Source organism: Pseudomonas putida (assembly GCF_050989985.1).
Classification (GTDB): Bacteria; Pseudomonadota; Gammaproteobacteria; order Pseudomonadales; family Pseudomonadaceae; genus Aquipseudomonas; species Aquipseudomonas putida_AI.
The window spans coordinates 3444715-3466245 of sequence record NZ_CP158815.1 but is presented as its reverse complement, the minus strand read 5'-3'; the positions used below and the strand labels follow the sequence as shown (position 1 = coordinate 3466245).

Genomic DNA, 21531 nt, shown 5'->3' with positions numbered 1-21531 from the left:
CTGAATGAGACGTAGCTTTTTTTGTGTGGATTCCCATGCGTGCGGCAACCCGGTTCGGGTCGTGACGGGAGGAGGGCCGTTATTGCCCTCCGTGTCGATGGCGGAACGGCGGGAGATTTTCGTTCGCGAGCATGACTGGGTACGCACGGCATTGATGTTCGAACCGCGCGGCCACGACATCATGTCGGGCGTGATCATCTATCCGTCTGTGCGTGATGATTGCGACTTTGGTGCCTTGTTCATCGAAGTCAGCGGCTGCCTGCCCATGTGTGGGGCCGGCACCATCGGGCTGTCCACCGTGGTCATCGAAGAAGGCCTGGTCACACCCCGCGAACCTGGCCGGCTGGCTATCGAGACGCCTGCGGGGCGGGTGGATGTCGACTACTCCATGAACGGTGAATACGTTGACTCCATCCGGCTGTTCAACGTTGCCAGCTACCTGCACAGCGCCGATCTGGTGGTGGAGGTGCCCGGCGTTGGCGAGCTTGTCGTGGACATCGCCTACGGCGGGAATTTCTACGCGGTGGTCGAGCCCCAGAAAAACTGGCCTGGCTTGAACGGTTTGACCACGGCAGAGATTGTCGGCCTGAGTCAGAAACTGCGCGACGCCCTGGCGCCGATCTGTGATCCGGTGCATCCGGAGAACAGCAGAATCAGCGGCGTCCACCATGTCATCTGGTGCGACGAAGAACACAGCACTGCCGCCAATGGTCGCGGTGCGGTGTTTTACGGTGACAAGGCGATTGATCGCTCTCCGGGCGGCACCGGGACTTCGGCGCGAATGGCCCAACTGTTTGGCAAAGGCCGATTGAAGGTCGGAGATACCTACCGCAATGAAAGCCTGATCGGCACGATTTTCGAAGGCAAGGTCGAAGCATCCGTGAAAGTGGGTGCGTTTGACGGGATCAGGCCGAGCATCGGCGGCTGGGCGCAAATTACCGGGCATAACACCATTTTCGTCGATGACAGGGACCCTCTGCGTCATGGCTTTCAGCTCGCATGACTCGAACCTGAATGAGTTGATCGAAGAGTGATTGAACGACGCCAATTCAGCGGAGGCATGCAGGGTAAAAACCTCCGCTATGTCAATAACGACCCCAACCAGCCCCGGCCAACCGTTCGGGCGGGATTCCTGCTGCTCGAACATTTCTCGCTACCCGCGTTTACCCAGGTGCTGGACACGATCGTCACTGCGAATCTGCTGCGTCCGGGGCTGTTTACCACCCAGACGTTCGGGGTGAATGAAGGCGAGGTCACCAGTGATCTTGGCCTGGTTATTCGCCCGGACGCGCGAATCCATTGTCCGGCGCTGCAAAGCCTGGACCTGCTGGTGGTTTGTGGCGGCTACAGGACGGAGCTGCGGGCGGCGGATGAGCTGATCCATGTGCTCAGGACCGCTGCAGACCTGGGGATCACACTTGCCGGACTGTGGAATGGCGCCTGGTTCCTGGGGCGCGCAGGTTTGCTCGACCGCTACCGTTGCGCCATTCACCCCGAGCATCGCCCGGCTCTCGCGGAGTTCTGCAAGGCGACCCAGGTCAGCAGTGAACCCTATGTGATTGATCGCGACAGGCTCACGGCCTCGAGTCCTTCCGGGGCCTTCCATATGGCGCTGGACTGGATCAAGGGGCTGCACGACAAGGCACTGGTCGAGGGCATCGAGGACATTCTTGCCTTTGAAGAGTCCCGCTACCGACGCATTAAGCCGACCGAAAATATCTGCTTGAGTGCGCCGCTGCGCGAGGTGGTCAAGTTAATGGACGCCAACCTCGAGGAACCCCTGGAGATGGAGCGACTGGCTGCTTATGCCGGCCGTTCACGCCGGCAGCTCGAACGCCTGTTCAGGGACCAGCTCGGGACAACGCCACAGCGTTATTACCTGGAGTTGCGCATTACCGAAGCGCGCCGGCTTTTGCAGCACACGGAGCTGTCGCAGGTTGATGTCCTGGTTGCCTGTGGCTTTGTTTCGCCGAGCCATTTCAGCAAGTGCTACAGCTCCTACTTTGGCTATCGACCGTCGAAGGAAATCAGGCTGGTCAGGTAGGGAAACCTGCAACAACCGTCTGCCTTCAGCCAATAGCGCTCACCCTGCAACGATGGAAAACCCACGCCCGGACAGCCGCTGGTCGCCATGGCTCAAGAGCTGATTTGAATGTGTATTTTAATTGTAGACACAAAGAATAATGTTGTTTTATAGTTCGAATACAGGTAGTAGACAGCGTTCACTCACCCGTACAAAGGTTTCTAATGATGGCTACCAAAGAACTCGATCCGCAGGCTTCCACGGATCAGCCCGTTGACCGCAAGGCAGTGCTGGGAGAGGCGTTGCGACGCCGGATTCTGAGCATGGAGCTGGCGCCGGGCGCAGTCGTCGACGAACTGGCGTTGTGCGACGAGTTCAACCTTTCCCGTCCACCTGTGCGCGAGTTGATGCGCCAGATGGCAGCGGAGGGCTACATCGACCTTGAAGCCAACCGTGCAGCCCGCGTCTCTTCAATGAATTACCAGTCGCTGCGAAGCTTTTTCCTGGCCGCACCGCTGATCTACATCGCCACCACCCAATTGGCGGCCGTGCATGCAACGCCTTCGGAGATTGCCGAGCTCAAGCGCATCCAGGCGCTGTTCCGTACAGCCATCGAAGACAAGGATGTAGAGAAGCGCGTTCTCTATAACGATGAGTTCCATCTGCAAATCGGGCGGATGGCGCATAACGCTTATTTGATGCCAAGCCTGCAACGCTTGCTGATTGACCATGCGCGGCTGGGGAAGATTTTCTATCGCCATCCCACGACCGTGGACATGCAGGAAGATCTGGAATTGGCAGCGCAACAACATGACGAAATGATCAGTGCCATTGAAAACCATGATCAGGTTCTGGCCGGGGATATCGTGCGCGCGCATCTGGAATTGTCGCGCCGCCGGATGTCCGAATACACCGCGCCGGAAGGGTTGGATGTAGCACTTACCTACTAAAAAGCAGTACCGATGCCACTTGCATTTACCCAGTGACGAGATCGTGCGGAAGGGAAGCTTTTAGCAACTTACAAATATAAAAGAGCCCAGGTCGCGAAAAATGGCAAAAATCAGATACACACCTGCAGATGACTCCACTTGTGGCTGGTTCCACCTGAGCCAGCCCCGGGTTGCTCGTCCGGCCCATTCCGGCATCCGTTCGGCACGCTGGGTTGTGTTGGGCGCGGGGTTTACCGGGCTTGCGGCAGCTCGCCAGCTGGCGTTGAACTTCCCGGATGACGAGATCGTCCTGATTGAAGCGCAGGAGGTCGGTTACGGGGCCTCCGGCCGAAATGCGGGCTTTGCCATCGACCTGCCGCACGATATCGGCGCAGATGACTACATCGGCGATATCAAGACCGCAAAAATCAGCATGGAGTTGAACCTGACCGGGCAACGCATCCTGAAGAATCTCGTGGAAAAACACCGGATTGATTGCCAGTTCCGTGCGTGCGGCAAGTACCAGGCCGCCATCGAGGACCGCGGCATCTCCGTCCTGGATGCTTATCGCCGCGGCCTGGACAAGCTCGGCCAAGACTACGAAATGATCGAAGAGAAAGACTTGCCGGACCATATCGGCACGCATTTCTATCGCAAGGCGCTGTTTACGCCAGGTACGGCGCTGGTCCAGCCCGCTGCCCTGGTCAAAGGTCTGGCGGACAGTCTTCCGGCTAACGTGACCCTTTATGAAAACACCCCCATCACAGAAGTCGAGTACGGCGAGAAAACCATTCTCAGCCATAAAAATGGCCGAATTGTCGCGGACAAGTTGCTGCTGACCAATAACGCCTTCGCCATGCACTTCGGCTTTTTGAAAGGGCGCATGCTTCCGATCTTCACCTACGGCAGCCTGACCCGCCCGCTGACCGAAGAAGAGCAGGCACGCCTGGGTGGCCGGCCTTACTGGGGCGTCATTCCTGCCGATCCTTTCGGTACGACCTTGCGTCGAACCGTGGACAACCGTCTGCTGGTGCGTAACAGCTTCAGTTTCAATGCCGATGGCCGCAGCCATCAAAAGTATCTGGACCGGTTTATCGAGCGGCACAAGGATTCCTTCAAACGCCGGTTCCCGATGCTCCCCGATGTCAATTTCGAATACACCTGGGGCGGATCGCTGGCCTTGTCGCGCAACCACATGGCGCACTTCGGGCAACTGGCCGACAACGTCTACGGTGCACTGTGCTGCAACGGCCTGGGTGTCACCCGAGGTACGGTGACCGGCACCTTGCTGGCGGACTGGCTGGCCGGCAAGAAAGACCCGCTGATCGATTTTCTGTTGTCTTGCCCAGGGCCCAGCAGAAACCCGCCAGAGCCTCTGCTTTCGGCAGGCGTGAACATGAATTTGATGTGGGGCCAGTGCCGCGCAGGTAAAGAAAGTTAATTACGCATCACTCTAACAAGCCAGTTAAACGCTGATTCATCGACTTCAAACTTCTGATTCCTGGTTAGTTAATCAAGGCAGATTGTTTGTTATCGAGACCGCTTTAGCTCGCCCGGATTTTGGGTTTGCACTTGCACCCTTGAATTGCCGAAGCGAAGAAACAGGAGACAATAATGACAAGTCCTAACACCTGTATTGAAGATGTTCCGCTGAATAACTTTCACCGTATGCTGACGGTCCGTTCTGCGGGCGGATCATTTGTCGACGGTTATGTATTGAGCATTATCGGTATCGCGATGATGCAAATTACTTCTGCTTTGAACTTGTCGGAGTTCTGGCAAGGGATGATCGCCGCCTCGGCACTGATGGGCGTGTTCTTTGGTGGTTTCATCGGTGGCTGGTTGACTGACAGGCTGGGTCGCAAAAAGGTCTATTTCGTCGGGCCTACGCTGTTCATCCTGTGTTCGCTGGGGCAGTTCTGGGTCGAGTCGGCGCCAGCACTGTTCGTTCTCAGGTTCATCATCGGCCTGGCGGTGGGTATCGAATACCCCGTGGCCACTTCATTGCTGGTCGAGTTCCTGCCAAAAAAACAACGCGGCCCAAGGCTGGCGGCGCTGACCATCCTGTGGTTCGCCGGAGCGGCATTCGCCTATATCGTCGGCACCTCGATCATGAATGTGGGCGGTGATGACGCCTGGCGTTATGCACTGGCGAGCGCCGCCGTCATCGGCCTGGTGCTGTTCCTGCTGCGAATCGGCACGCCTGAATCCGCTCGCTGGCTCCTGAGCAAAGGCCGCGTGGCTGATGCGGAAGGGGTGATCAAGCGTGTATACGGCCAACACTATTCGCTGCGTGACCTGCCGGAAGAGCCGGACGAGAAGAAAATGTCATTCCGGGACTTGCTGCACTCCGGATATGGCAAGCGCCTGTTCTTCGTTTCGATCTTTTGGTCATGCTCGATCATTCCTGTCTTCGCGGTTTATGCGTTCGCTCCCAAAGTGCTGCTGGCGCTGAATCTGAAAGGTGAGTGGGCTTCATACGGCTCCATGATCATCACCTTGCTGTTTGTTGTCGGCTGTGTGCTCGCCACAAGGCTGATCAATACGATCGGCCGGCGCAGCATGCTGATCCACAGCTTCCTGTGGTCTGGCCTGGCGCTATTGGGACTGGCGGCGTTTTCCCACAGCAATGAAGTGCTTGTGCTCGTCCTGTTCGGTGCCTACGCGGTCTTCATCGGTGGTGCGCAAGTGCTGCAGCTGGTTTATCCGAACGAGTTGTTCCCTACGGAAATTCGCGCATTTGCCGTGGGCATCGGTACTTCGCTTTCCCGTGTGGGGGCGGCTGTCGGCACCTATCTGGTACCCGTTTCCCTGCAGACACTGGGTATCGCCAACACCATGTACGTGGCCGCAGTGGTCACGTTGATTGGCCTGATGGCGGCCTTGGCCATGGCACCTGAAACACGTTCCTTGAGCTTGCGCGATGCTGCGGCGCTGAGCAGTTGAGCCGTACTCGAAAAGTTGTCCCTGATAAATGGCGCAAGACGCCAGATTGAAAAAACATCCCTTGGTAATGGAGAAAGACAATCATGAAATTCGAAGGCATCTATACCCCGGCAATCACTCCTCTGACGGCCAGCGGTGAAATCGACAAGGCAGCTTTCTCCGAAGTGCTGGAGCACCTGATCGAGTCGAAAGTGCACGGCATCATCATTGGCGGTTCGACTGGCGAGTACTACGCCCATACCTCTCAAGAGCGCATCGAACTCGCCACCCAGGCCAAGGATGTGATTGGCGCACGCCTGCCACTGGTGATCGGCACCGGTGCAATCCGCACTGAAGATTCCGTCGAATTCGCCAAGGCTGCCCGCGAGATCAAGGCTGATGCGATCCTGGTGGGCTCCCCGCCATACGCACTGCCGACCGAAAAGGAAAACGCCCTGCACGCGCTGACGGTTGATCGCGCCGCCGGCCTGCCGATCATGCTCTACAACTACCCGGCGCGCATGGGCGTCAGCATGGGGCCGGAGTATTTCGCGGCCGTTTCCGAGTGCAAGAACATCGTGGCCATCAAGGAAAGCTCGGGCGACATGGCGCAGGTCCATCGACTGGCGCGGGAATACCCGAACATCAGCCTGTCCTGCGGCTGGGATGACCAGGCGCTGGAATTCTTCGCCTGGGGTGCGCGCAGCTGGGTTTGCGCCGGCTCCAACTTCATTCCACGCGAGCACGTTGCGCTGTACGAGGCTTGCGTCGTGGAAAGAGACTTCGACAAGGGCCGCAAGATCATGAGCGCCTTCATGCCGCTGATGGACTTCCTGGAAAGCGGGAAATTCGTCCAGTCGATCAAGGTTGGTTGCGAGCTCAGTGGCCTGCGCACCGGTGGTGTGCGTGCGCCGCTGCAACCGATGTACGAGCATGAAAAACAGGCCTTGGCGGAAATCATCACCACTCTGAAACGTGAGGTCGCCCAGGTGACCGGGAGCGCAAAATGACTGGCCTTCTCAGCGCGGCGCAATATAGCGCAATTGCCCGGGAGCTGAAGTTCCCGACTCAGTCGTTCGTCAACGGTGAGGCCTACACCTCGGTATCGGGCAAAACCTTTACCACGACGAATCCGGCAACCAACGAGGTGCTGGCCGAGATTACCGCCTGCAACGCCAAGGACGTCGACTATGCGGTAGCCAAGGCCAAGGAGGCCTTCGAAGATGGTCGCTGGCACAAGCTGAGCCCGGGCGAGCGCAAGAAGGTGTTGTTGCGCTTTGCCGATCTGCTGGAGCAGAACTCCCACGAGCTTTCGGTCCTGGAAAGCCTGGATAGCGGAAAACCCGTGCGCGAGTGCCAGCTCACAGACGTTCCGGAAACCATTCACATGATCCGTTGGCATGCCGAACTGATCGACAAAATCTACGACAACACCGCACCTGTCGGTTCCGGCGCATTGTCGCTGGTGGTGCGCGAAGCGATCGGGGTGGTGGGGCTGGTCCTGCCCTGGAACTTCCCGCTGCTGATGCTGGCGTGGAAAATCGGCCCGTCCCTGGCAGCCGGTTGCTCGATCATCGTCAAGCCGGCCAAGGAAACCACCCTGACGGCGCTGCGCGTCGCCGAACTGGCCCATGAAGCCGGCGTGCCGGCTGGTGTCTTCAACGTGCTGTCTGGCGGCGGCGGTGAAGTAGGGGAGCCGCTTGGCCGGCACATGGACGTGTCCATGGTCAGCTTTACCGGCTCCACCGCCACCGGGCGCAAGTTCCTCAATTACGCTGCGGATTCGAACCTCAAGCGCATTGTGCTGGAGTGTGGCGGCAAGAACCCGGCCGTGGTGATGAAGGACGTGGAGGACCTGGATCTGGTCGCCGGCCACATCGTCAATGGCGCGTTCTGGAACATGGGCGAGAACTGCTCGGCCTCCTCGCGCCTGATCGTACATGCCGACATCAAGGACGAGTTGCTCAAGCGCATCGGGGTTCAAATGCGCGAATGGAAAATGGGCAATCCGCTGGATCCGGACAATCGCCTTGGTGCCATGGTCAGCAAGGCGCACTTCGAGAAAGTTCGCTCTTACCTGGAGTTGGCCGCGGTCGAGAAACTGGACGTTGTTTATGGTGGCAACACCGAGAGCGATATCTTCGTCGAGCCAACCGTTGTCGATGGAGCAGGGGCCAATAGCCGACTGTTCCAGGAAGAGATTTTCGGTCCGGTGCTTGCGGTGACGACCTTCACCACCATCGACGAGGCCATCGCGTTGGCCAATGACTCGGTGTATGGCCTGGCAGCATCGGTCTACACCGACAATCTGCGTCACGCCATCAAGCTCTCGCGCGAAATTCGCGCAGGTATCGTGACGGTGAACTGCTTCGGCGAAGGTGATGCGTCCACGCCGTTTGGTGGATACAAGGAGTCCGGTTTCGGCGGGCGCGACAAGTCGATCTGGGCTCACGATCAGTACACCGAAATCAAGACGATCTGGATCGACGTCTCCGAGCGGTAATCCGCTGAGCGCTTGAAAGCCGTTTGCGCACTCATCCCGGATACCACGAATGCCGGGATGAGTGCCGCATCTGCAAGTGATGAATCAGCGTTATGCAAGTTGCATGAAAATGGCAAAAACAATAAACCAGCTCTGTCTTTTGCAATCATAAATATAAAAGCTCGACGGGATCAGGTAGATGCTATTGCTCCGTACACAGTGCGTTTTCACGCGCCTGAACATACGGCTAGTCCCTGATGGCTAGAGGAGATAACAGCGCGATGAAACAAGGCTGAATAACAAGAAACTCCCAACCATGAGAATAGCTGCGGATTAACACTATATTCTCGAACTTCAATCAATGACGACACATCGTACTGCCTTAACCTCTGCCCATATCACCGCAATACTGTTCGGACTTACCGGGATTTTCGGTGCATTGATCCACGCAAATGCCAGTGTGATTACCTTCGGAAGAGCTGCATTTGCAATGGTTGCACTGTTTATCTTTGCGCTCGTTCAACGTCGACCGATATTTCGAGAGTTGAACAGATCCAGAATTGGATTCTTCCTGATTTCCGGACTGTTGCTGACCTCTCACTGGATCACTTTCTTCATTGCGATAAAAGTTGGCGGGGTCGCCGTAGCAACCCTGGGGTTTGCCAGCTTCCCGGCATTCATTGCCTTGTTGGACGTCGCAATCTTCCGTGATCGCATGCGCTTTTCAGAGTCGGTTCTATTGATCCTGGTGACAGCGGGCCTGGTCCTGGTGACGCCTTCATTCGGACTCGGAAACCATGGCACGCTGGGGCTTCTTTGGGGATTGGGATCCGGTCTTTCCTTCGCCTTGCTGGCCATCGCCAACCGCAGGGCCGCGCAAGGTGTGGATGCAGTGCAAATTGCGTTCTGGCAAAACACCACGGTCGCCGTGGTGATGATTCCATTCTCCGCCTTCAGCCTGGTCGAACTTGCTGCCGTTGACTGGCTCAATCTGGCGCTGCTGGGCATCTTCTGCACGGGCCTTTCCCAGTATCTGTTCGTCAAAAGCCTTGAGGGGATGAATGCTCGAAGCGCAGGCATGATCATTTCGCTGGAACCTATCTATGCGATTGCCTGTGCGTGGTGGCTGTTCAACGAAGCGCCGTCTTATCGGATGCTGGCGGGTGCAAGCATTATTGTCCTGGCAATTGTGTTTTCTCCCCAGGGACACTCGGGACCGGGCAAGGCTGTCGCGGAGTAAATCCAGGGAGCCTCTCCAAGGGAGAGGCTCTTCCTCTAGAGGCCGCCCTCAGCCTTGTTTGGTAGAGAAGATCGCCGGCATCTGAAGGTGCCTGTAAATGGCAAGAAACCTGAGTCCAAAGGTGAACACCAGGCCAACACAGCCGGCGAGCCATATCGATGGCAACAGATCGCGCAACAGTACATAAAGGGTACAGCCCAGCAATATGGGCGTTGCGTATATCTCCCGCGACATCAGCAGTGAAACCCTTCCCGCCAGGACATCACGTGCTATCCCGCCGCCAATGCTGGTCAACACACCCATCATGACTGCCAGTGGCGCTGACTGGTGTAGCGTCAGCACTTTCTCGGTAGCCGCCAATCCGAACAAAGCGGCGGCCAAACCATCAAGATAGAGCAGCAGGCGGTAACGTTGCTGCAACCGCTGGGTCAGAAAGAATGCCAACAGAGCCGCGAACAGGGCCACCCAGATGTAGTTGAAGTCGGCAATCCAGAACATCGGCAGATCCAGCAACAGATCTCTTAACGTGCCGCCGCCGATGGCGGTGATGATTCCGAGCACCACGGCACCAAATAAATCAACATCGGCTTTTTTAATAGCCAACACACCTGTAATGGAAAATACCGCTATGCCCAACATTTCCTGAAAGTAAAGCATCTCTTATTCCTTTTTCAGGTGACTTGACTGCTTAACTTTCGCGAAACGTCTTTATTAAATCAACCATTGAATATAGATCTTTTTAATAAATAAGCGGGCGCGCCACGGTGTCGCAAACAGCTAAGTCGAGGTCGCACAGGGTCGTCTCGGCACCGTAAGGCAAACCGTAGCATCGTGGCCGTCATAAGGATTTGCACAGTGATAATTCTAAAAAAACACAAGAGGTGAGTTATGCATGACTATAAACCCGCACGTCCCTCAATCTCCGTCTTCCCCATCTGTTCCTGACGCTCCACTGCATTAGAAATTCGCTGTTCTTAACTTCAGGTTGACTCTGCACAGAAACTTGCGGAGCGCTGAATTGTGGCAGCTCGCCTTCAAAAAAATAACAAGGGCTCACTAATGTCAAACAACAGAACATTGTCGACTGAAGATAATCTGGCGGCCGGATTCAAACAGCGGCACGTCACCATGCTGTCCATCGCCGGCATTATCGGCGCCGGGCTTTTCATTGGTTCAGGTCACGCCATCGCCGCCGCCGGGCCGTCCGCGATTGTCGCCTACGCCCTGGCCGGTTTGTTGGTGGTACTGGTCATGCGCATGCTCGGTGAGATGGCCGTTGCCAGTCCCGACACCGGGTCGTTTTCCACCTACGCCGACCGCGCAATCGGGCCCTGGGCCGGCTTCACCATTGGCTGGTTGTACTGGTGGTTCTGGGTGCTGGTGATCCCGCTGGAGGCCATTGCCGCCGGCGTCGTGCTCAACAGCTGGGTGCCGCAGGTCGAAACATGGATGTTCGCCGTCGGCATCACGGCTTTGCTGACCGCTACCAACCTGTTCAGCGTGGCCAAATACGGCGAATTCGAGTTCTGGTTCGCCATGGTCAAGGTGGTGGCGATCGTCTCCTTCATCGCCCTCGGCGCCTGTGCGATCGCCGGGCTTCTACCCGGTCGGGAGGTCAGCGGCGTCAGCCGTCTTGTGACCGAGTTCGGCGGCTTCATGCCCAATGGCTGGGAAGCCATCATCGGCGCGTTGCTGACCACCATGTTCAGTTTCGTCGGCACGGAAGCGGTGACCATTGCAGCGGCAGAATCGAAGGATCCGGCGAAAAACATCGCCAGGGCGACCAAGTCGGTGATCTGGCGGATCTGCATTTTCTACCTGCTCTCGATCTTCGTGATCATCTCCGTGGTGGCGTGGAATGACCCGTTGCTGCCGGTGCAGGGCTCGTATCAGCGCGCGTTGGAAATCATGCACGTGCCCTATGCGAAAACCATCGTCGATATCGTCGTGCTGTTCGCGGTGGCGAGCTGCCTGAACTCCGCCATCTACATTTCTTCACGCATGGTTTACTCGCTGAGCAAACGCGGTGAAGCCCCTGGCTTTCTGCAACGCACCTCCGCAGCCGGCGTTCCTCGCGGTGCGGTGATTGCCAGTACGGTGATCGGTATTGGCACTACAGCACTGAATTTTTTCGCGCCGTCGCAAGTGTTCGCGTTCCTGCTGGCCAGCTCCGGCGCCATTGCCTTGCTGGTGTATCTGGTCATCGCGTTCTCGCAATTGCGTATGCGCGCGCAGCTGGACCGGACTCACGCCAGAATCGAATTCAAGATGTGGCTGTTCCCATGGCTGACCTGGCTGGTCATCGCTTTTATCGTCTTTGCATTGGGCGTGATGGTCGCGATGCCCGCACACCGAAGCGAGGTGCTGTCTACCGGTGCCTTGACCATCGTGATCGTGGCACTGGGGTTGATGAATACCCGTCGCCACGCCCGCAAAACAACTTATGCATCTGCTTCGGTAAAGCCTTGATTCACTGGCGATAGCGCCTGCCCGATCGGGCGGCGACGGCTGGAAAGTCGTCGCCGCTCGATGTCTTTTATCAATAAAAACAAAGAGATGGATGCGCATATATCGCTTGGTATATGGACACCCCATTGACCGGCCCTTAGCTTGAAATCGCAAACCCGCATCCGGGATATCACTTGAGGACAATAAAAATGGGTCGACTGGAAGGCAAAGTGGCGTTGATCAGTGGTGGCGCAGGTGGCTGTGGCCTGGCCGTGTCGCAGTTGTTTGCCAAGGAGGGCGCAAAGGTCGCGATTCTGGATCTTCCAACCAGCCAGGGCGAAGCAGTCGCTGCGCAGATCAACGCGTCCGGGGGCGTTGCCTGTTTCCTGCCGGCCGATGTGTCGGTGGCCGATCAGGTCAATCGCGCCGTGCGCCACGCCGAAGAGCGTTTCGGTGCGATTACCGTGCTGATGAACCACGCCGGGACGATTGCCGCCGGGCCTTTCCTGGAAACCGAGGAAGCGGACTGGGACCGCCTGATGAGCATCAACGTCAAGAGCATGTTCCTGGTCACCAAGGCTGTCCTGCCGGGAATGATCGAAGCGGGTGGCGGCAGCATCATTTGCACCTCTTCCATTTCCGGTGTGGTCGGCACCCCGATGGAAGTCTTGTACTGCACCACCAAGGGCGCTTGTCACATGTTTTCGCGGGCCATTTCGGTCGAGTACCGCGATCGCAACATTCGCAGCAATGCAATCTGCCCCGGCTTCATCAGTACGGCCCACGGCCAGCGCGAGCTGGATCTGCTTCGCCGGTTTGGCGTGGACGCTTCCGAAGAAGCCATCGGTGCGATGCAGGGTCGGCTGTGTGAGCCGGCAGAAGTGGCATCGGCCGCCCTGTTCCTGGCCAGCGATGAATCGAGCTTCGTCAACGGCACCCATCTGTTTGTCGATAACGGATACACCGCACTCTAATTTCGAGCGCCAAGCGCCAGTCACAACCCTGTCTGCAATTGAATTCTGCCAAACAAAAAACTCTTAAATAGCAGAGGCAGCGATGGAACATATAGGTACTTATGTCATTTACATCATCATGGTGTGCGCCGTCATCGGCGGTATCGCCTCGATAGTCAACGCCGAATCCGAACTCGCCAGGGAGTTCAACGCCGGCATTCACAGCATTGGCCCGATCTTCCTGCCCGTGGCCGGGATCATGGCCGCCATCCCCTTCATTTCCAGTTTCATCAGTCAGGTGCTGGCGCCGATGTTTCTCGCCATGGGCTCTGACGCCGGGATTGCCGGACCGATCTTCATCGCTTCGGATCTGGGCGGCTATCAATTGGCGCATGCGTTGTCGCAAAGCCCCGAGGGCTGGATTCTGGGGCTGATTACCGGTTTCCAGTCCGGCTCCACTGTGATTTTCGTCATCCCCGTGGGCCTGGCCATGCTCAGCAAGGCCGATCACAAGTACATGGCGCTGGGCATCATGGCGGGCCTGTTGAGCATTCCGGTCAGCATCATCCTGATCGCGATGGGCATGCAGTTTCTTGGATTGGGTGTAAGGCCGGACATCGCCACCGCAGGTGCCGCGACCCAGGCGCTGCACTTCGACCTCGGGATGCTGATTCGCAACCTGATGCCGTTGATTCTGTTCTGTGGTGCGCTGGCAGCGGCGTTGCGCTACTTCCCCAACCTGATGGTGCGCCTGTTTCTGCGCCTGGGGCAGGTGGTCTACGGCCTCGTGACGCTGGTCATGGTGGCCTCGATCGTCGAGTACTTCACGTCGTTTTTCAGCTCGGTGTTCGGCACCTGGGGATTCGCGCCGATCATTGCCGACAAGGAGGATCAATTCCGCGCGCTGGAAATCGCAGGTTATGTCGGCATCATGCTCTGCGGTGCCTTCCCAATGGTCTATCTGATCAAGCGCTTCCTGTCCCGACCGATAGAGAAAGTCGCCGCCGTGGTGGGGCTTTCTCCTGAAGGGGCGGCGGGCCTGCTCGCGGCTTCGGCAAACATCCTGGCGATGTTCCGACTGGTTGCCGACATGCCGCCCAAGGACAAGGTGCTGGTGATTGCCTTTTCCGTCTGTGCCGCGTTCACCTTCGGCGACCACCTTGCGTACTCCGCCAACTTCCAGCCTTCGCTGATTCTTCCGCTGATCATCGGAAAACTGAGTGGCGGCCTGATCGGCATGATGCTGGCGTATTGGCTTGCGGTGCCCAAGGCGCTTGAACTGGGCGAGAAGGAAACGGCAGTCTGCGAAACTGACGCCGCCCCTGAATTGACCTGAAACACGGTCTTTGTAGGAGCTGTCGAGTGCAACGAGGCTGCGATCTTTTGATTTTCAAGATCAAAAGATCGCAGCCTGCGGCAGCTCCTACAGGTCCACGGCGCATTTTGTAGTGCTCCACTTTTAAGAAGCGTGCGATATGAAAGCCTGTGACGCGAAAATGCTGGCAACCCTGATCAATGCCGTGGGGACGGATCAACTTGGCGCGGCCATGGATTCGGCGCTGAGAGGCCTGTCGGGGTTCGATATGAGCTGCGGATATCTGTTCCGCTTCAACCACGCCCCGATTCTGATTCACAACGGCTACAACAAGTCGGTGCCGGAAAAGACCCTGAATGCCTATATCCGCGGCGGCTATCTGCTCGACCCGTTCTACGTCGCCTGCATCAATAATCATCCCGCCGGCGTCTGGCGGATGAGCGATCTGGCGCCGGACAGCTTCTTTTCTTCGGGGTTTGCCCTTTCACGGGATCTGCATCCCTGCGTGTCTTCCGAGCACGGCGCGCAGGTAGAGGAGATCGGTTTCATCATTCCGGTACGGCCGCGCATTGCCATCGTTTTCTCGCTGATGAGGAACCTGAAGAACGGTGCTTTTCTGGCGAGTGAAATGAAGGCGCTGGAAACCCTGGCTCCGGTGATCGGTTCTTTGCTGGAGCTGCATTGCCGGCTGAAACACAGCGAATTCTATAAAGACGCCGAATGCACCGACGCGAGATCCGAGGATGCGTTCGTGCACATCCTCCAGGGGCAACTGACGGAGACACAGCGCTACATCGCGAAACTGATCTTGCAGGGCCATAGCAATACCTCGATCGCCGCGGTGCTGAACATCTCGGAAGGGACGGTGAAGGTCCACAAGCACAACATCTACCAGCGGCTCGATATTTCCACCAATGCCGAGCTGTTCCGCCGGTTCATCAGCTATCTGACAGGGCCGCTTTGACAGGGCCGGGGATGAGGAGTTTTCAATGTGCATGCTCTACATGGCAGACCCGGCCGATGCACAGGCGTGGCGCGACTGTCTGTCTTCGCTCGCGCCTGAACTGGAGTTTCGCCTGTGGCCGGATGTTGGCAACCCTGCGCAGGTGCAGTACCTGCTGGCATGGGAGTCACCGGCCGACCTTGCCGGGCAGTTTCCCAATCTGCGAATCCTTTACGCGGCTGGTGCCGGTGTCGATCAATTCGATTTAAGCCAGCTGCCGGATCAGCTGTCAGTGGTTCGCCTGGTGGACAGTTCGATGGCGGACATCATGGCCGAGTATGTGCTGCTGGCTGTCCTGGCCTTGCATCGGGATCTTCTCGCGTACCGGCAGGATCAGCGCGCCGGCCGCTGGCAACCCCGGCCGATCCTGCGCGCTTCACAGCGGCGGGTGGGCGTCATGGGCGTTGGCAATCTCGGCCGGGCTGCGCTTGATCGTCTTCAACCGTTGGGGTTTCAACTCAGCGCCTGGAATCGTTCGTTGAAGGCGGTTCCCGGCGGGCGTTGTTACGTCGGTATTGAGCAACTCGAAGTGTTCATTGGGCAATGCGACATCCTGGTCAACATGCTGCCGTTGACGCCCGAGACCACAGGAATCCTCAATGCGACAAGGCTCGCCTGCCTCCCGCGCGGCGCCGGGCTCGTCAATGTGGGGCGCGGTGCGCACGTGGTGGAGGAGGATTTACTTGCCGCGCTGGACCAGGGGCAGGTGGGCGCTGCGGTTCTGGATGTGCTGGTACAGGAACCACCCTCCAGGCAAAGCCCTTTGTGGACACATCCTCGGGTGCTGATCACGCCGCATATTGCCAGCGACGTGCAGATTGAAGGGGCGGTGGAGGTGATCGTCGAGAACCTGCGAAGAGAGAAGGAGGGCAGGCCGTTGTTGAATGTGGTTGATCGGTCGAAAGGCTATTAGTCCCCGGGTGTTCGCGAGTAATTTCAGATTGATCTGTTCAGTTGAAACGCCATGGGGAATCATCCCGATCACTATCCGACAGGACCAGACTAAAGGACTATGGCTATTTATATTTTGCGCTTGAGAACGTGATCCCTTACAGGAAGTAATGGCAAAAAAAGAAAATACTGAGTGTGAAAAAATCCAGCAATATCAGCGAGAAAGGGAAGTAAGCCCCGTATCACATCCAAATAGACTCCGAAATAGCCAGCTGAGTGTCCGCACATCTTATTCCTCAATAGTCAGTATTACTGACCATGATTTTTGTAAATTTCCACAGCTGTTAAAGTGCATCCCACGCGGATACTGATGTTCTGGTTGCCCATCAGACTCATTCATTGCTCCCGCGTCCTTTGGCGTAAGATTTTCTGGCCCACCCGCAAGTGGGCCTTTTTTTTGCTCAAAAAAAGGCGCGGAAGTTGCCTGAAAATCCACAGGCTTCCTTGGTACGTCGTGAGCAAGCTCCCTCCTGCAAAAAATCCACAAAAAAATCAGTACTATCCAGCACTTATGCAATTCGTGATGGTCAATGAATTGCGCATGGCCCCTGGCGGTCGTGCTGCCCGGAGCCGCCAGGCCCCGAATCGGAATCTTGATCAAGGACAGTAAAGGCATGCCCGCCGCCATGTAATCATCGACCGCTTCCACCAGCCCTGTGAATCGGCCCCCGCCGTACCTTTACCCCACATCCAAATCGAAGAAAAAAACATGCACCTACGCAAAATTGCAGTTGGGCTGTCGGCCCTTGTTTTGCTCTCATCCGGGGCGCAAGCCCGCAGTCTGCTGGATTTCATCAAGCCACCCGCCCAGCACCAGGAACAAGGCTCGCGCTCGGGCTCGATCAGCCAAAGCGCGGCGCTGGACCTGTATTCCAACCAGCAGAAACAGGCCTCGTTCGATGGCTGCGCCGAGCTGTTCCCTTCGTCGAAGCCGCTGAACATGGCCACTGTGCCGGCGACCATGAAGCCCCTGGCCCTGTGCTCCGACAACTTTGCGGTGCTGTACTCGCAAACCAGCAAGACGCCGCTGGTGGTGGTCGAGCGTCTCAATGCCGCCCAGTTGCGTGATGCCAAGGGAGAGGAGCGCACCAACCAGTTCTACCCGGACCCACGCATTCCCAAGAGCGGGCGGGCCGAGTTGAGCGACTACCGTAGCCAGAAACCGGCCGTGGACCGTGGCCATCAATCGCCGGCGGCGGATGCGCCGAATCCCAATGCGATGGCTCAGTCTTTCGCGCTGTCGAACATGGTCCCGCAAGACCCCACCAACAACCGCAAGATCTGGAGCAAGGTCGAATCCGACGTGAGGAAATTTGCCCAGCGCGCCGGGGGCAATGTCTACGTGTTCACCGGTCCGCTGTTCGACTCGGGCCACGGCACGGTCGGCGACAACAAGGTCTGGGTGCCGACTCGCCTGTACAAACTGGTGTACGACGCATCGTCCAAGCGTGCGTGGGCCTATGTGCTTCCCAACGCGGAAACCCGTATAGAAAAGCCGATGGATTACGAGACGTTCGTGAAGACGACAGGGCTGAATCTGCTGGGGAACCTGCCGGTGACGGGTTCCGCAGGGCGTACTTGATGGCTTGACCAATCGCACCCCAAAAGCTGTACGCAGTGCTTGGGGTGCGTCTACAAAATCTTCCTACGACCTTTGTGCCTTGCGCTGCTGTTTCACCCGGTACATCTCGCGATCCGCCAATTTCGTGGCTTCATCCACGCTCACGCTGCCAGGCATCACCGCCACGACACCCACGCTCGCGCCGGCATAGTCGATATCGTGCAGGCCATGGCCCAGTTCATATCGCCCGATCGTCGCGCTGCTCAGGCGCTCCTGCAGCAGCTCGGCGGCATGGGACATATCTCTTGCCAGGTCATCCGGCCCGGATGGCGTGCCCAGGGCGATCACGATGAATTCGTCGCCTCCGGTACGCCCGATGACATCGCTGGTCCTGAGGGCACCCTGCAACTGGACGGCGACGCCGCAGAGGAACTGGTCGCCGGCAAGGTGGCCATGGGAATCGTTGATGAGCTTGAAGCCATCCAGGTCGATGACGCCGATCAGCACGAACTTGTTCTCCCGCTGGGCGAGGGCGAACAGGCGTGTGGCGTCGTTGAGAATGGCGCGGCGGTTGGACAGGCCGGTGAGGGGATCTGACAGGGCCAGCCTGGTCAGCTCGGCGTTGACGACCTGGAGTTTTTCTACCAGCCGCTCACGTTCAAGGGAATATCCCAGCAGCCCTGACAGCAGGTTCAACAGGGGCTCCACTTGAGAAGAGCGGGGCACCTGATCGGAGCTGGCCGCACAGACCGTACCCAGCACTTCCCCGGCCTGGGACTTGATGGGCGCACTCACGTAGGTCTTGATGCCCAGCGCGGCGGCAGCCTCTGAGTCGCTCCAGCATTCGGACACGTTGTCCGAATACATGCGGTTCTCGTCCAGCGCCCGCTTGCACAAGGTATCGGCCCAAGGCACCACCAGTCCTTCCGGAATGACCATGTCACCCACGTTGCGAGCGAACTCGACACGCTGGACGCCCTCGTCGGTATCGATGGTCGTCAGGTAGGTCGACTCCATGCCGGTGACCTGGCTGAGCAGCGTCAACAACGGGCGGGTCAGTTGCTCAAGGGATTGAGCCTTGGGGATGGTCTCGGAGAGAAGGGAAAGTATCTGATCCATGGCGCGCCAGTAGCTGGGGGATTTATCGATTATCGACTTGCTGGAGTATTACTTTATAGCCCACACCCCCCTGTAGGAGCGAGCATGCTCGCGATGGAGGTCAACGATAACGCTGGCAGCCTGACACCCCGCGGTGTCTTGGTGTCCATCGCGAGCAGGCTCGCTCCTACAAGGGATCCAGCGCAGGTCGATGTCCACGCGAAGTTCGTCAACGATTACAGGGGGAACCAGCGCTGATAGATGCCCTTGAGCACGCCGTCAGCCTCGATGCGTCGATAGCCTTCGTCATACAGCTTGAGCGCCCGCAGGCCATCCGGGTGTATGACGCTGAAACCTATCGTCGAGTTCACCACGCCGCAATTGAAGGCGAAGCGCACGGTATTTTCCGTGCCCGATTGCCTGGCCTTCTGGTTCCTGGCCTCGATGTCATTGCTCATGACCAGTGCCGCCTGAAAACGCCGGGCCGCGAGTTTTTGCAGGCCTGTCGAATCCGAAAGGGAATTCTCGAAGACCACCCCTGAATTCTTCAGGGCCATGACCTGGTCCGAGTATTCGTAATCCCGGGTAATGCCCACGACGGTGCCGGCAGGCAACGCACATTTGCCGTCCGCAGGTTTTGGCAAGGGGGCGTTGACCGGTTCGAAGACATCATTGCTGACGTTGAAGATCGGCCGCGCTGCCAGTTGGATCTTGCCCTCGAACCCCGGTTGCCAGCTCATGTTGAAGCAGGCGACGACCTGGCCGTTGAGCACCATGTACTTGCAGCGGGAATAGGGGACGACTCTGAGATGCACCTGCACCCCCATCTCCTTGAAGGCGGCGACGACCACGTCGTTGGCGTAACCGGTGCCATCGCTTTTAGACCAGGGGGCTGCGGCATCTTCCACCATGATCGTCAGCGTCTCCTGTGCGACGCTGGCGCTCGCTGCCAGCAGCTGGAGTGTGCACGCCACAAGGGCTGACGTAAGCCAGGTTTTCAGGTGAGTCTTCTTTAACATGCGGGCTTCATTGACCGTCGACTCGACCTTAACTGGATAGATACTTTCGGCACATTCTGAATGCTTGAGATCGGTTGTAAAGCCCGGTACGGGAAAACTTCCATTACGGCGCGCTGGCATCGTCTTCATGTTTGTCTGCGAAAACCATGAAAGCCTCCAGATCGAGCACCTGCAGATCGATCTGGGTGATGAAGGCCGAGAACGCCAGGTTGGCGGCGAGGCGACGCAAATCCCTCGCCCAGTCAGGCACATGAACCGGCCCCCTGAGCCAGCCGGACTCGAACAGCGAATCCAGACGGACCGTATCCCCCAGGTGCAGGCGCCCGGCAAACAGACGGCCAACCAATTCCGGCCGGTTGTCGCGGATCGCGAGACGCAACAGGGTATGCACGCCGAGCAGGCCGGTCAGGTAAGCGGCATCCTTGGTAAACGCCGAACCGCCACGCAGGTCGGCGCCGCGGAAAATCCGCTGGGTTGAACGGAAGGACTCCTCTTCTGACTGTCCGGCATCGAGGAATCCTTCGAATACCTGTATGAAATCGGCACCGTCCAGCGCCTGCTGGACCGCGAGCACGCGCAGGGCCAGGCGACGCAAGCGGTTGATGTCCATGCTGCCGGTGAACAGTTCGGCCAGGGTGGCGATCCCTTCCTGCGTCTGGGTGGTGCGGGGCGCCCCCAGGGCAAGGCTTTTCAGATTGGGTTGCAGCGCGCCGTTCTGGGCGGTGGCCACATGCACGAAGGCCTCGTGTTGCAGCAGTTGCTGCTTGTCCAGCTCCGAGAACAGTGCGCTGGAACGCAAACGGATGCGGCTCGACCCGGCAATCGCCTTGGCCGCCAGGGATGGATCAAGCACCACCGAAATTTGCCCGGGACCGAAAAACCGGTCCAGTTCCGGGCGCATCCAGGCGGCGAATTCTTCGGCTGGGATCTCGGCAAGGCTTGGCGGAATCCGCGCTCCACCCAGTAGCGCATCGGTGGTCTTGAGGAAGAAACGGGCCGCGTCGAGCATGTTCACTTTCAGGCGTGGGTAGGGGAAGTCCGGACGCCGATAGAGTGCCGATGAATATTGGGTGAAGGCGGGTGTGCCGATGGCACCGAGCATGCGAGCGGCCGTGGCATAACTCTGCGCGGTCACGGCGAGGAATTTCCCGGCAGGGTGCCCCTTGTCGCAACGGCCAATGAAGGACTCCAGGGCGGCGATCTCGGCACTGTGCTCTCGTGGCTGCAGCTGGATGTCGGGCAGTCGCGTCTGCCCGCGACGCCAATGGTCCAGGAAGGTCTCCTCAATGCCATCCGGCCAGGCCAAAGCTTCCAGCACACGGATTTTGCGCACCAGAAGGGGCAGGGCGGCATCGAGTTCTGACATCGAAACGGCGCTCATGGGCATGTCCCGAAGAAGCGTTTGCGGTAGAAACAGGGATTCATCGCAATAGCGTAGTTGCTGGCGCAATACTGCGTGGCGTCGTGCGCGATCATTTAAAGAAGGGAAGCGATCCATCATGAGCACAGCGTTACAGCCAGTGAATGAAGCGCCGATGAGTGAAGCAGCGCGGTCCAGGAACACGCGTATCGGGATTGGGCTGT

At 58.0% G+C, this 21531-nt stretch carries 19 protein-coding genes; 14 read left to right on the top strand and 5 right to left on the bottom strand.

The window, feature by feature from the left end; genetic code table 11:
• Positions 1-4: 4 nt before the first annotated feature.
• The 8 genes from ABTV29_RS16040 to ABTV29_RS16005 all read left to right on the top strand — a co-directional run bounded on the left by ABTV29_RS16040 (position 5) and on the right by ABTV29_RS16005 (position 9599).
• Entirely contained in the window at positions 5-1003 is a 999-nt protein-coding gene (locus tag ABTV29_RS16040) for a 4-hydroxyproline epimerase (protein ID WP_433765356.1), read from the top strand.
• Between the two features lie 57 nt (positions 1004-1060).
• Positions 1061-2044 carry a GlxA family transcriptional regulator gene (locus ABTV29_RS16035; protein WP_433771902.1) on the top strand — a complete coding sequence of 328 codons (984 nt, stop codon included), beginning with the start codon at positions 1061-1063 and terminating at the stop codon, positions 2042-2044.
• A 206-nt stretch (positions 2045-2250) separates the two neighbouring features.
• Positions 2251-2973 carry a GntR family transcriptional regulator gene (locus ABTV29_RS16030; protein ID WP_433765355.1) on the top strand — a complete coding sequence of 241 codons (723 nt, stop codon included), beginning with the start codon at positions 2251-2253 and terminating at the stop codon, positions 2971-2973.
• Positions 2974-3073: 100 nt separating this feature from the next.
• Positions 3074-4393, top strand: a complete 1320-nt coding sequence (locus ABTV29_RS16025; protein ID WP_433765353.1) for an NAD(P)/FAD-dependent oxidoreductase — start codon at positions 3074-3076, stop codon at positions 4391-4393.
• A 173-nt stretch (positions 4394-4566) separates the two neighbouring features.
• Entirely contained in the window at positions 4567-5898 is a 1332-nt protein-coding gene (locus ABTV29_RS16020) for an MFS transporter (RefSeq protein ID WP_433765351.1), read from the top strand.
• Between the two features lie 83 nt (positions 5899-5981).
• On the top strand, positions 5982-6887 hold the full coding sequence (locus ABTV29_RS16015) for a dihydrodipicolinate synthase family protein (protein WP_433765349.1): 906 nt from the start codon (positions 5982-5984) through the stop codon (positions 6885-6887).
• Positions 6884-8380: an aldehyde dehydrogenase gene (locus ABTV29_RS16010; RefSeq protein ID WP_433765347.1), complete on the top strand. Its 1497-nt coding sequence runs from the start codon at positions 6884-6886 to the stop codon at positions 8378-8380. The genes ABTV29_RS16015 and ABTV29_RS16010 overlap by 4 nt, the downstream gene beginning before the upstream one ends.
• A gap of 340 nt (positions 8381-8720) precedes the next feature.
• Positions 8721-9599 (top strand): DMT family transporter, encoded by an 879-nt coding sequence (locus ABTV29_RS16005; RefSeq protein ID WP_433765346.1) that lies wholly within the window; start codon positions 8721-8723, stop codon positions 9597-9599.
• A gap of 48 nt (positions 9600-9647) precedes the next feature.
• On the opposite strand, the gene ABTV29_RS16000 is transcribed toward ABTV29_RS16005, so the two are convergent.
• The gene (locus ABTV29_RS16000; RefSeq protein ID WP_433765344.1) at positions 9648-10256 is read right to left on the bottom strand and encodes a trimeric intracellular cation channel family protein; all 609 of its coding nucleotides are present in this window, start codon (positions 10254-10256) and stop codon (positions 9648-9650) included.
• Between the two features lie 402 nt (positions 10257-10658).
• Here ABTV29_RS16000 and gabP point away from each other — a divergent pair, with 402 nt between their 5' ends.
• From gabP to ABTV29_RS15975, 5 genes are all read left to right on the top strand, one after another.
• Positions 10659-12068: a GABA permease gene (gene gabP, locus ABTV29_RS15995; RefSeq protein ID WP_433765343.1), complete on the top strand. Its 1410-nt coding sequence runs from the start codon at positions 10659-10661 to the stop codon at positions 12066-12068.
• A gap of 188 nt (positions 12069-12256) precedes the next feature.
• Positions 12257-13021, top strand: coding sequence for an SDR family NAD(P)-dependent oxidoreductase (locus tag ABTV29_RS15990; protein ID WP_433765341.1), 765 nt, complete (start codon positions 12257-12259; stop codon positions 13019-13021).
• 82 nt (positions 13022-13103) lie between these two features.
• Positions 13104-14336, top strand: coding sequence for an ethanolamine utilization protein EutH (eutH, locus tag ABTV29_RS15985; RefSeq protein WP_433765340.1), 1233 nt, complete (start codon positions 13104-13106; stop codon positions 14334-14336).
• Between the two features lie 139 nt (positions 14337-14475).
• A complete protein-coding gene (locus ABTV29_RS15980; RefSeq protein ID WP_433765339.1) occupies positions 14476-15279 on the top strand; it encodes a helix-turn-helix domain-containing protein in 804 nt (267 codons plus the stop codon).
• A gap of 25 nt (positions 15280-15304) precedes the next feature.
• Positions 15305-16231 (top strand): 2-hydroxyacid dehydrogenase, encoded by a 927-nt coding sequence (locus ABTV29_RS15975; protein ID WP_433765337.1) that lies wholly within the window; start codon positions 15305-15307, stop codon positions 16229-16231.
• 267 nt (positions 16232-16498) lie between these two features.
• On the opposite strand, the gene ABTV29_RS15970 is transcribed toward ABTV29_RS15975, so the two are convergent.
• Complete coding sequence (locus tag ABTV29_RS15970; protein WP_433765335.1) at positions 16499-16885, bottom strand: hypothetical protein; 387 nt, start codon at positions 16883-16885, stop codon at positions 16499-16501.
• 93 nt (positions 16886-16978) lie between these two features.
• Here ABTV29_RS15970 and ABTV29_RS15965 point away from each other — a divergent pair, with 93 nt between their 5' ends.
• Positions 16979-17851 carry a DNA/RNA non-specific endonuclease gene (locus ABTV29_RS15965; RefSeq protein ID WP_433765333.1) on the top strand — a complete coding sequence of 291 codons (873 nt, stop codon included), beginning with the start codon at positions 16979-16981 and terminating at the stop codon, positions 17849-17851.
• Positions 17852-17914: 63 nt separating this feature from the next.
• Here ABTV29_RS15965 and ABTV29_RS15960 read toward each other — a convergent pair whose 3' ends face one another.
• From ABTV29_RS15960 to ABTV29_RS15950, 3 genes are all read right to left on the bottom strand, one after another.
• Positions 17915-18949 carry a sensor domain-containing diguanylate cyclase gene (locus ABTV29_RS15960; protein ID WP_433765332.1) on the bottom strand — a complete coding sequence of 345 codons (1035 nt, stop codon included), beginning with the start codon at positions 18947-18949 and terminating at the stop codon, positions 17915-17917.
• A 215-nt stretch (positions 18950-19164) separates the two neighbouring features.
• A complete protein-coding gene (locus tag ABTV29_RS15955) occupies positions 19165-19947 on the bottom strand; it encodes a substrate-binding periplasmic protein (protein ID WP_433765331.1) in 783 nt (260 codons plus the stop codon).
• A 103-nt stretch (positions 19948-20050) separates the two neighbouring features.
• Positions 20051-21328: a flavohemoglobin expression-modulating QEGLA motif protein gene (locus ABTV29_RS15950; protein WP_433765329.1), complete on the bottom strand. Its 1278-nt coding sequence runs from the start codon at positions 21326-21328 to the stop codon at positions 20051-20053.
• Positions 21329-21531: the final 203 nt, after the last annotated feature.

Excerpts from the sequence above, each read along its gene's own strand:
- ABTV29_RS16040 (WP_433765356.1), top strand. The coding sequence starts at position 5 with ATGAGACGTAGCTTTTTTTGTGTGGATTCCCATGCGTGCGGCAACCCG.
- ABTV29_RS16035 (WP_433771902.1), top strand. The coding sequence starts at position 1,061 with ATGCAGGGTAAAAACCTCCGCTATGTCAATAACGACCCCAACCAGCCC.
- ABTV29_RS16030 (WP_433765355.1), top strand. The coding sequence starts at position 2,251 with ATGGCTACCAAAGAACTCGATCCGCAGGCTTCCACGGATCAGCCCGTT.
- ABTV29_RS16025 (WP_433765353.1), top strand. The coding sequence starts at position 3,074 with ATGGCAAAAATCAGATACACACCTGCAGATGACTCCACTTGTGGCTGG.
- ABTV29_RS16020 (WP_433765351.1), top strand. The coding sequence starts at position 4,567 with ATGACAAGTCCTAACACCTGTATTGAAGATGTTCCGCTGAATAACTTT.
- ABTV29_RS16015 (WP_433765349.1), top strand. The coding sequence starts at position 5,982 with ATGAAATTCGAAGGCATCTATACCCCGGCAATCACTCCTCTGACGGCC.
- ABTV29_RS16010 (WP_433765347.1), top strand. The coding sequence starts at position 6,884 with ATGACTGGCCTTCTCAGCGCGGCGCAATATAGCGCAATTGCCCGGGAG.
- ABTV29_RS16005 (WP_433765346.1), top strand. The coding sequence starts at position 8,721 with ATGACGACACATCGTACTGCCTTAACCTCTGCCCATATCACCGCAATA.
- ABTV29_RS16000 (WP_433765344.1), bottom strand. The coding sequence starts at position 10,256 with ATGCTTTACTTTCAGGAAATGTTGGGCATAGCGGTATTTTCCATTACA.
- gabP (WP_433765343.1), top strand. The coding sequence starts at position 10,659 with ATGTCAAACAACAGAACATTGTCGACTGAAGATAATCTGGCGGCCGGA.
- ABTV29_RS15990 (WP_433765341.1), top strand. The coding sequence starts at position 12,257 with ATGGGTCGACTGGAAGGCAAAGTGGCGTTGATCAGTGGTGGCGCAGGT.
- eutH (WP_433765340.1), top strand. The coding sequence starts at position 13,104 with ATGGAACATATAGGTACTTATGTCATTTACATCATCATGGTGTGCGCC.
- ABTV29_RS15980 (WP_433765339.1), top strand. The coding sequence starts at position 14,476 with ATGAAAGCCTGTGACGCGAAAATGCTGGCAACCCTGATCAATGCCGTG.
- ABTV29_RS15975 (WP_433765337.1), top strand. The coding sequence starts at position 15,305 with ATGTGCATGCTCTACATGGCAGACCCGGCCGATGCACAGGCGTGGCGC.
- ABTV29_RS15970 (WP_433765335.1), bottom strand. The coding sequence starts at position 16,885 with ATGCCTTTACTGTCCTTGATCAAGATTCCGATTCGGGGCCTGGCGGCT.
- ABTV29_RS15965 (WP_433765333.1), top strand. The coding sequence starts at position 16,979 with ATGCACCTACGCAAAATTGCAGTTGGGCTGTCGGCCCTTGTTTTGCTC.
- ABTV29_RS15960 (WP_433765332.1), bottom strand. The coding sequence starts at position 18,949 with ATGGATCAGATACTTTCCCTTCTCTCCGAGACCATCCCCAAGGCTCAA.
- ABTV29_RS15955 (WP_433765331.1), bottom strand. The coding sequence starts at position 19,947 with ATGTTAAAGAAGACTCACCTGAAAACCTGGCTTACGTCAGCCCTTGTG.
- ABTV29_RS15950 (WP_433765329.1), bottom strand. The coding sequence starts at position 21,328 with ATGAGCGCCGTTTCGATGTCAGAACTCGATGCCGCCCTGCCCCTTCTG.